Here is a 9597-nt window from a genome sequence, read left to right on the forward strand (position 1 = left end):
CGAGACGGAGGGGAGCCCAGCCCACCGTCTCACGACCGGCACCTCCCGCATGCGACGGAGATCGTATCAAGGAGGTCGCCATGACTTATGTTTCCGTTAACGGCTATCAGGTCGCGCAAACCCTGCACCGCTTCATCTCCGAGGACGCCATCCCCGGCAGCGGCATCGAGTCGACGCAAGTCTGGCATGCCCTGACCACCCTCCTGACGGAATATGCCGGCCGCAACCAGGATCTGCTGAAACACCGAGACCATCTGCAAGCCGAACTCGACAACTGGCACCGCGTTCACCCGATTGTCGACCCAACGGCCTATCAAACCTTCCTGCGCGACATCGGCTACCTGACGGCCGAACTCGAACCATTCGAGGTCACGACAGAGAACACGGACGACGAAATCGCCAAATTGGCTGGCCCGCAGTTGGTCGTGCCAGTGTCGAATGCCCGCTATGCGTTGAACGCCGCCAATGCTCGCTGGGGCAGCCTGTACGACGCGTTGTACGGCACTGACGCCCTGGGTTCAGCCCCACCCAAAGGCTATGACCCGATGCGTGGTGCCCAGGTCCAAGAGAAGGCACGGCAATGGCTGGACTCTTTCGTCCCTCTGGAAAGGGCGTCGCACGCCGATGTCATCGCCTACCACGCCGGAGCCACCCTAATGGCTGATACGGCGACTGGCCCCGTCGCCCTGAAGGAACCGGCCCAATATGTCGGCCATCGTTCCGGCGGCGTCCTGCTGCGCCACCATGGCCTGCACCTGGAACTGGTCATCGACCCCAAGAATCCCATCGGCGCCGCGCATCCGGCGGGCCTGGCCGACATCATCGTCGAAGCCGCTTCGTCAGCCATCATGGACATGGAAGACAGCGTCGCCGCCGTCGATGCCGACGACAAGGTCGGGGTCTACCGCAACTGGCTGGGCCTGACGCGCGGCGACCTGACCGAGGCCATCACCAAGGGCGGCCAGACGGTCGAACGCCGGTTGAACCCCGACCGCGACTATACTGCGGCGGACGGCTCCGCGCTGACCCTGCATGGCCGCAGCCTGATGCTGGCGCGCAATGTCGGGCTGCATATGTACAGCGACATGGTGCTGGACGGGGAGGGGAGCCCCGTCCCCGAAGGCTTGGTCGACCTGATCGTTACCGCCCTGATCGCTCGCCACGACGGCGGCGCCAATTCGCGCGCCGGATCCGCCTATATCGTCAAGCCGAAACTGCATGGCCCCGACGAGGTCGCTTTCGCCGTCGCCACCTTCGCTCGCGCCGAGAGCCTGCTCGACCTGCCGCAAGGCACCCTGAAGATCGGCATCATGGACGAGGAACGCCGCACCAGCGCCAGCCTGAAGGCTTGTATACGCGCGGCCGCCGACCGCGTCTTCTTCATCAATACCGGCTTCCTGGACCGCACCGGCGACGAAATCCATTCGGTCATGGAAGCCGGCCCGGTCGTCCGCAAGGCTGACATGAAGAAGGCCGCGTGGATCACAGCCTACGAAAATGCCAACGTCGATGACGGCCTGATCTGCGGCCTGCCGGGCCATGCTCAGATCGGCAAAGGCATGTGGGCGGCGCCCGACCGGATGAATGACATGCTGAGCCAGAAGATCGGCCATCCGCAGTCGGGCGCTTCAACGGCTTGGGTACCGTCACCAACCGCGGCGGTGCTGCACGCCATCCACTATCACCTGACCGATGTCGTCGCCCGCCAAGCGGAATTGCGCCACCGTGAGCCGGCATCGCAGGACGACCTGCTGACCCCGCCGGTGATGGCCGAACGCCCGTCTGATACGGAGATTCAGGAAGAACTGGACAACAATCTGCAAGGCATCCTCGGCTATGTCGTCCGCTGGATCGACTTCGGCGTCGGCTGTTCCAAGGTGCCGGACATCCACGATATTGGGCTGATGGAGGACCGCGCCACCTTGCGGATTTCCAGCCAGCACGTTGCCAACTGGCTGCGGCACGGCCTGATCACCACTGACCAAGTCGAAGCCCGCCTGCGCCATATGGCGGCAGTGGTCGACCGCCAGAACGCGGGTGACCCTGCCTACGTCCCGATGGCCCCGGCCTTTGACGGCCTGGCCTTCCGCGCCGCCCGCGACCTAGTTCTGGAAGGCCGCGTCCAACCGAACGGTTACACCGAGTTCGTCCTGCACCGCTACCGCAAGGAAGCGAAGGCTAGGTCTAAGCAAGTAGCGGAGTAGTAGCTAAATTCCCTCTCCCCAGCCTCGCCGGCAGGCATTGAGGGGAGAGGACGAGAGCTGAGCGAAGCGAAAACGATCGGGTGAGGGTTGAGGAGGTTCAACGCCTACAGTTTTCAGCCGAAATAACCCCTCACCCCAACCCTCTCCCCTCGAGTGGGGAGAGGGAGGATTGTTCGTTCTTATCTAAATCCATTTGTCGGAGTAGAAAACTCACTCTTTCGCCGCAAAAGCCCAGTTGACGCCTCGAAACCCTTTCTGCTATCCCTGCGGACGCTATAATTGTCCTACAATAAAACTCAGAGAGCAGGAGACACCCATGTTCGCCAAAACCTTGCTGGCCGCCGCCAGCGTGGCCGCCGTCATGCTTGCCGCACCGCTGGCATCCGCCGAAACCGTCAAAGCCGCCGGCACCCTGAAATCCGACCAGCCCGGCGCGGTCATCAACAAATATGTCTACGGCCAGTTCTCCGAACACTTGGGCGCCGGCATCTATGGCGGCACCTGGGTTGGCGAAGACTCACCCATTCCCAATACGCGCGGTATCCGCAACGACGTCGTCGCGGCGTTGAAGGATCTGCACGTGCCGCTGATCCGCTGGCCGGGCGGCTGTTTCGCTGACGAATACCACTGGCGCGACGGCATTGGCCCGCGCGACAAGCGCCCGTCGCGCAAGAACAACTGGTGGGGCGGATCGCCGGAATCCAACCACTTCGGCACTCACGAGTTCTTCGATTTCGCCGAGCAGGTCGGCGCCGACGCCTATGTCTCGATCAATGTCGGCTCGTCCAACCCGACCGAGATGCGCGAATGGATCGAATATATGACCTCGCCGGGTGACGACACTCTGGCCCAGGAACGCCGCAGCAACGGCCGCGACAAGCCCTACAAGGTGCCGGTCATCGGCATTGGCAATGAAACCTGGGGCTGCGGCGGTGCCATGACGCCAGAATACTATTCCAGCGAGTACCGTCGCTTCCAGGAGTTCTATCACAAGGGGGCGGATAATTCGGGCGCCCGGATTGCCGTCGGTCCGTCCGGAGACGACACCAACTGGACCGAAGTCATCATGAAGAATATCGGCAACCGCCGCATGGATGGCATTTCGCTGCACTACTACACCCTGCCGACCGGCAATTGGGACAAGAAGGGGCCGTCGATCAACTTCGACCAGCAGGCCTGGGTCGATACCTTCGATCGGACCTTGCGCTTGGACGGCTATATCCAGAAGCATATTGCCGTGATGGACAAGTACGACCCCGAGAAAAGGGTCGCCCTTTATGTCGATGAATGGGGCACCTGGTACGATGTCGAACCCGGCACCAATCCGGGCCACCTGTATCAGCTCAACACCTTGCGCGACGGGGTTCTGGCCGCGGCCAACTTCAACGTCTTCCACAAATATCCTGAGCGGGTGCAGATGACGGCCATCGCCCAGACCATCAATGTGCTACAGGCCGTGATCCTGACGGACGGCGACAAGATGGCCATGACGCCGACCTACCATGCCTTCAAGATGTACGTCCCGTTCCAGGACGCCACTATGATCCCGCTGGATATCACGGCGCCGGGCTTTACCTTAGGCGGCAAAACCATCCCGTCGTTCAACGCCTCGGCCGCCAAGGCTAAGGACGGTCATGTCTATATCGGCATCGCCAACATGAATCCGGTGGATGGTCTGAACCTGACGATTGACCTGGGCGCGCTGAAGGCCAAGGGCGTTTCGGGCCAGGTGCTGACGGCGCCGAAGATGGACTCGCTGAACCGTCCGGGCGCCAAGCCCGAAGTGGTTCCCGTCGACTACAAGGGCGGCAAGGTGAAGGGCTCGACCCTGACACTTGACATCCCGTCCAAGTCGGTCGTTGTGGTCCGCCTTGACTAAAACCCGAAGGGCCGCCGGTTCGCCGGCGGCCCAAATCGGCAACCGGGCTGGAGATGCAATGAGGGTCATAGCCCTGAGCCACGGCGAACCCAACACGTTCGCTGGTGAGGCGCCCAACCGCACGCTGGACCAGGTCACGCGCTGCGAACTGCACGCCTTCGAGATCGAGAACCCAATGGGCATGGCCCTGGTTTTGGCCGGCGGCGGCTACCTAAAACTGGTGTTCGAAAAAGAAGGCATTGAGGTCGCCAGGTGGCTGAACATGCTTGGCTACAACGCCTACGTCCTGGCCCACCGCCTGCCAGGCCAGCCAGATGGAGACGGCGGCGTTCATCCGGCCGATATCGCCCTTCGGGACGGTCTTACCGCCATGACTGCCCTCAGCGAATGGAACCTGCCGTTTTTCCTGGTTGGCCTGTCGTCGGGCGGACACCTGGCTGGCACCCTGGCCTGCCAGGAAACAGCGCTCGACCTGCGCGGTACGATCATCGCCTATGCGCCGGTCAATGCCAATCATCGCGATTACAAGGCGCCGGCAGGCAAGCCCGACTTCCCGCCGCCGGAAAAGCAGGCCTTTTACAATGCCTGGCCGATCGGTATTGCCGCCGAACCGCATGGCGTGCCGAAATGCCCGGTCTTCCTGGCCTATGCCCTGCACGACACGGCGGTGCCGGTGGAGCATGCTCTGAACTTCATCAAGACAGCGCGGGACCTGAATCTGGACCTGGATGCCCATATCTTTGGACTGGCGCCTCACGGTTTCGCGTTACGCGACCTGGACGGCAGCCAGGCGGCCTGGCCTGACTTTGCCGCCGCCTGGCTGGAGCGTAAGAGAGGCTGACGCTTCGCGAGTAGGCTAAAGCGCCTTAGGATGCTATCTAGCCACAGAAATCTGCCGAGGGTGACCGCATGATTATGTCCCGTAGAAACCTGCTCACCGCGAGCGCCGCCGCGTCCATGGCGTTCGGCGTGTCCGCTGTTCCGGGCCGCACATCGAATGCAGCGCGCTTTTCGCTGGCCTACGCCCCACATGAAGGCAGCTTCGCCAGCCGGGGCGGCCTTATCGAGCAAATCGCTTATGCCGCCGACCAGGGCTTTACCGCCTGGGAAGACAATACGGCGCGTGATCGACCTATCGCCCAGCAGGAGCAGATGGCCAAGGCGCTGGCTCAGCGGAACATGACAATGGGCGTTTTTGTCGCCAGCATGCCGAAATGGGGGCAATCTCGCCCTTGGCTGGGCAGCGACGACGGCGCCGAACGCGAAGCCTTCCTGGCCGACATCCGCGCCTCGATCGATGTCGCCAAGCGGCTTAGCGCAAGCTGCATAACCGTCGTCCCGGGTTTCGTGGCGCCCAAGATTCCGATCGATATCCAGACCGCCCGTATTATCGACCTGATGCGCCGGGCCAGCGACATCGTGGCGTCTCAAGACCTGGTGCTGGTGATGGAGCCGCTGAACACCCTGACCGACCATCCCGGCGTGTACCTGCAGACCATCGCCCAGGGCTTCGCCGTGGCCCGCGGAGTCAACAGCCCGTCCGTCAAGATTCTCGCCGACCTGTATCACCAACAGATCCAGGCCGGTAACCTGATCCCGACGCTGGAAACCTGCTGGAGCGAGATCGCCTATCTTCAGTTCGGCGACAATCCGGGCCGCAAGGAACCGACCTCCGGCGAGATCAACTACAACGCCATTGTCCGTTGGCTCCGGGCGCGCAGCTTTGCCGGGGTCATAGGCATGGAGCACGGCAATTCGCTGGCTGGCCGGGGAGGGGAGGAGCGCTTGGTCGCCGCCTATCGCGAGATCGATCGAGCTTAGCCGCCCCGACCGGGTAGCGGACGACGGCGGAACGAAGTGAACGCTATAGGCGCTGTGCGGCGAGCCCGAGCGTAATGGCGGAACCTAATGAAAATGTTTAACAACGGATGGACACGGACATCCGTGTCCATCCGTGGTTGAAAAATCTTGGGCAGACGGAGGATTATCCCCATCCACCGCCGATCGCCCGGATCAGCCCGACCGTCGCCTGATACTGCGCTGACCGGACCGCCAGTGACTGCCGTCGAATGGCGAGAAGTTGGCGCTGGGCATCCAGCACCTCCAGCTGCGACGCCGAGCCGTTGGTATAACGCGACTGCGACATGGCCAGAGCTCGTGTCGCGGCGGTCACTGCCCGGTCCTGGGCCGCCTCCTGCTGTCGCAGCCAGATCAGGTCCGTAAGTTGGTCCTCGACATCGGCAAAGGCCACCAGGGCCGTCTGCTGATAGGTGGCAAACGCCACATCCAGCCCGCCCTTGGCATAGTCGACGCCGGCCTGGCGACGGCCGCCGTCAAAGATCGCCTGCGACAATATTCCGGTCAGCGACCAGTTTTTCGCCGCATCCTCGAACAGGTTACCCAGATCGCCCGAGGCATAGCCGCCATCCGCTGTCAGGCTCAAGGCCGGCAGCCACGCCGCTTTTGCTATGCCGACACGACGCTGCGCACCGTACAGGGCCGCTTCCGCCGCCAGCACGTCCGGCCGGCGCTTCAACACCTCGCCCGGAATGCCGGCCGGGATGACCGGCACCGAACCGGCCCAGCCCTGATCCGCCCAGGACGCCGCGGCGACATCGAAGGTACTGGCCGGCTCACCCAGCAAGACCGCCAGGGCATGGGCCACCTGGGCGCGGCGCTGGTCCAGGGCCGCGGCCTGGGCTTCGGTCGCTGCGACCTCGGCCTGCAGACGCGCCACATCCAGTTCCGCGACATCACCGGCCTCGAACCGCCGCTCGGTCACTGACAAAGTCCCGCGATAGGCCGTCAGGGTGTCCGCAACAATCGCCTGGTCCTCATCCAAAGCCCGCAAAGTGAAATAGGTTTCCGCCACCCGCGACTGGATCAGCAGTTGCGTATCGCGGAGAAGGTTCTCACTGGCCACAGCATCGAACTCGGCCGCCTGGGACGCGGCGCGCAGCCGCCCGAACAGGTCGACCTCGTAGGACAGCTCAGCCCCGATGGCATGACCGGTCGCCGGCTTTGACTGACCGACCTCCGCGCCGTGGCTGGCGGCGTAGCTTGCCCCCAACTGCGGCCAAAGACCTGACCGCGCCGACCCCATGAGCGCTCTGGATTGCTCCAACCGCCCGGCGGCAATGCGGATATCGTGATTGCTTTCACTGGCCCGGGCCATGAGATCATTAAGAACATCATCGCGAAAGACCAGCCACCAGGCGCCAACCCCAATCGCAGGGGAGGACACCGGGGCGGACAAGGTGGCTCCATTGTCCACCCCGGTGAAGGCGGCAGGTGTTTCCACCTGTGCCTGTTGCAACGGTCCGGTGGCGCAGCCGCTCAACAGAAGAGCAGCAAAGGAAAGGGCAAGGGTGCGCATCAGAAGGCCTCCGGCTTGAGTTTGGCGGACTGGGTGGTCGGTTTCGGCGCGTCGTCATGCGCCGGTTCGTCCTCCCCACCCAGGGTCGAGGCGTGCGCCTTGAGCGGCCGGTTACCCGAGAGGGCCCGCAGCAGCACGTAGAAGAAGGGCGTCATGAACAGGCCGATGATGGTGGCGCCGATCATGCCGCCGAAGACGGCAACCCCCATGGCGTGGCGCATCTCGGCTCCGGCGCCGTGGCTTAAGACCAGCGGCAGGACGCCCATGATGAAGGCGATCGAGGTCATCAGGATCGGTCGCAACCGCAACCTTGACGCCCGGATGGCAGCCTCCAACGGATTCAATCCCGTCATTTCCAGTTCGCGGGCGAACTCGACGATCAGGATGGCGTTTTTCGCCGACAGTCCCACCAGGACGAACAGGCCGATCTGGGTGAAGATATTGTTGTCGCCGCCCGACAGCCAGACCCCGACCATGGCCGATAGCAGACCCATCGGCACGATCAGGATGATCGATAGTGGCAGGACCATGCTCTCGTACTGGGCGGCCAGCACCAAAAACACCAGCAGGATGACCAGAGGATAGATCAGGGTCGAGGAATCCCCGGCCAGGATCTGCTGATAGGTCAGTTCCGTCCATTCGTACTCGATACCCGGCGGCAGGGTCTCTTTCGCGATACGCTCGATCGCCGCCTGGGCCTGGCCTGACGAGAAGCCGGGCGCCGGTCCGCCCGTCACGTCGGCGGCCAGATAACCATTATAGCGGCCGGCCGTGACGGGACCAAACGACGGCTCGACCTTCAGCACGGCGGCCAGCGGGATCATCTCACCCGACGACGAGCGCACCTTCAGCTTACCGATATCCTCCGGTCGGGCGCGGTAGGGCGCATCGGCCTGGACACGGACCGAATAGGTCCGGCCGAAGCGGTTGAAGTCGTTGACATATTGCGAGCCAAGATAGATCTGCATGGTCTGGAAGATGTCGTCGACCGACACGCCCAACTGACGCGCGCGGGTCCGGTCGATATCGGCATAGAGCTGCGGCGTATTGATCTGGTAGCCGCTGAACACGCCTGCCAGTTCCTTGGTCTGGTAGGCCTTGGCGACGAAGGCCTTGGTGGCCTTGTCCAACTCGGCATAGCCTAGCCCGCCGCGGTCCTCCAGTTGCAGCTTGAAGCCGCCAGTCTGGCCCAGGCCCAACAAGGCCGGGGGTGGGAACATGATGGCATTGGCCTCCTCGATGCCGGCCAGCTTGGCGTTCAGCGACCCGGCGATGGCGCCAGCCGAAGGACGGTGTTCCTTGAACGAGTCCAGCGGCATGAAGATCACCGCCGAATTGGCCGAGATCGTAAAGCCGTTGATCGACAGGCCGGGGAAGGCGATGGCATGCTTGATGCCCGGTTCCTTGGCGGCGATCTCGCTGACCTTGCGCACCACGGCCTCGGTGCGGTCCAGGGTGGCGCCGTCAGGCAGTTGCACCATGCCGACCAGATAGGCCTTGTCCTGCTGCGGAATGAACCCGCCCGGCACGATGTTGAACATGACAAACGCCAACCCGGCCAGACCGGCATAGACGCCCAGCATCAGGCCCTTGCGCGTGGCGGTCTTGGCTACGCTTTTGCCGTAGGCGTCGCCGCTCTTTTTGAACGCGCGGTTGAACCAGGCAAAGAAGCCGCCGAACCAGTGATCCATGAACCGGGTCAGGCCGTCCTTGGGCGCATCATGGCCCTTCAGCAGCAAGGCGGCCAGGGCCGGCGACAGGGTCAGGGAGTTGATCGCCGAAATCACCGTCGAGATGGCGATGGTCAGCGAGAACTGACGGTAGAACTGGCCCGACAGACCCGTGATAAAGGCCAGCGGCACGAAGACGGCGACCAGCACGAGAGCAATGGCAATGATCGGGCCGGAGACTTCGCGCATGGCCTGGTAGGTGGCCTCGCGCGGGCTCTTGCCGGCCTCGATGTTGCGCTCGACGTTTTCGACGACCACGATGGCGTCATCGACGACGATGCCGATGGCCAGAACCAACCCGAACAGGGTCAGGGCATTAATCGTAAAGCCAAACAGGTGCATCACCGCAAAGGTCCCGATCACCGACACCGGCACGGCCAGCAGCGGGATCAGCGACGCCCGCCAGGT

6 protein-coding genes are annotated in these 9597 nt (G+C 63.2%); 4 read left to right on the plus strand and 2 right to left on the minus strand.

Going from position 1 to position 9597, the window contains the following annotated elements:
- Positions 1 to 80 precede the first annotated feature (80 nt).
- From ABI_RS09565 to ABI_RS09580, 4 genes are all read left to right on the plus strand, one after another.
- Entirely contained in the window at positions 81 to 2204 is a 2124-nt protein-coding gene (locus tag ABI_RS09565) for a malate synthase G (RefSeq protein ID WP_006272730.1), read from the plus strand.
- 316 nt (positions 2205 to 2520) lie between these two features.
- On the plus strand, positions 2521 to 4083 hold the full coding sequence (locus ABI_RS09570; RefSeq protein WP_006272731.1) for an alpha-N-arabinofuranosidase: 1563 nt from the start codon (positions 2521 to 2523) through the stop codon (positions 4081 to 4083).
- Between the two features lie 58 nt (positions 4084 to 4141).
- The gene (locus tag ABI_RS09575; protein WP_006272732.1) at positions 4142 to 4924 is read left to right on the plus strand and encodes an alpha/beta hydrolase; all 783 of its coding nucleotides are present in this window, start codon (positions 4142 to 4144) and stop codon (positions 4922 to 4924) included.
- A gap of 68 nt (positions 4925 to 4992) precedes the next feature.
- Positions 4993 to 5904: a hydroxypyruvate isomerase family protein gene (locus tag ABI_RS09580; protein ID WP_040308763.1), complete on the plus strand. Its 912-nt coding sequence runs from the start codon at positions 4993 to 4995 to the stop codon at positions 5902 to 5904.
- Between the two features lie 163 nt (positions 5905 to 6067).
- Here the strand turns inward: ABI_RS09580 and ABI_RS09585 are convergent, their stop codons facing one another.
- Together ABI_RS09585 and ABI_RS09590 are read right to left on the minus strand one after the other, a co-directional pair.
- Positions 6068 to 7459, minus strand: a complete 1392-nt coding sequence (locus ABI_RS09585) for an efflux transporter outer membrane subunit (RefSeq protein ID WP_006272734.1) — start codon at positions 7457 to 7459, stop codon at positions 6068 to 6070.
- Positions 7459 to 9597, minus strand: a 2139-nt coding sequence (locus tag ABI_RS09590; RefSeq protein WP_040308764.1) for an efflux RND transporter permease subunit, incomplete at its 5' end; no start/stop codon positions are given. The genes ABI_RS09585 and ABI_RS09590, both read right to left, overlap by 1 nt.

The organism is Asticcacaulis biprosthecium C19, from assembly GCF_000204015.1.
In the GTDB taxonomy this organism is placed as follows: domain Bacteria; phylum Pseudomonadota; class Alphaproteobacteria; order Caulobacterales; family Caulobacteraceae; genus Asticcacaulis; species Asticcacaulis biprosthecius.

Bases quoted from the DNA above. Each gene is read 5' to 3' on its own strand.
- ABI_RS09570 (WP_006272731.1), top strand. From the start codon at position 2,521: ATGTTCGCCAAAACCTTGCTGGCCGCCGCCAGCGTGGCCGCCGTCATG.
- ABI_RS09580 (WP_040308763.1), top strand. From the start codon at position 4,993: ATGATTATGTCCCGTAGAAACCTGCTCACCGCGAGCGCCGCCGCGTCC.
- ABI_RS09575 (WP_006272732.1), top strand. From the start codon at position 4,142: ATGAGGGTCATAGCCCTGAGCCACGGCGAACCCAACACGTTCGCTGGT.
- ABI_RS09565 (WP_006272730.1), top strand. From the start codon at position 81: ATGACTTATGTTTCCGTTAACGGCTATCAGGTCGCGCAAACCCTGCAC.
- ABI_RS09585 (WP_006272734.1), bottom strand. From the start codon at position 7,459: ATGCGCACCCTTGCCCTTTCCTTTGCTGCTCTTCTGTTGAGCGGCTGC.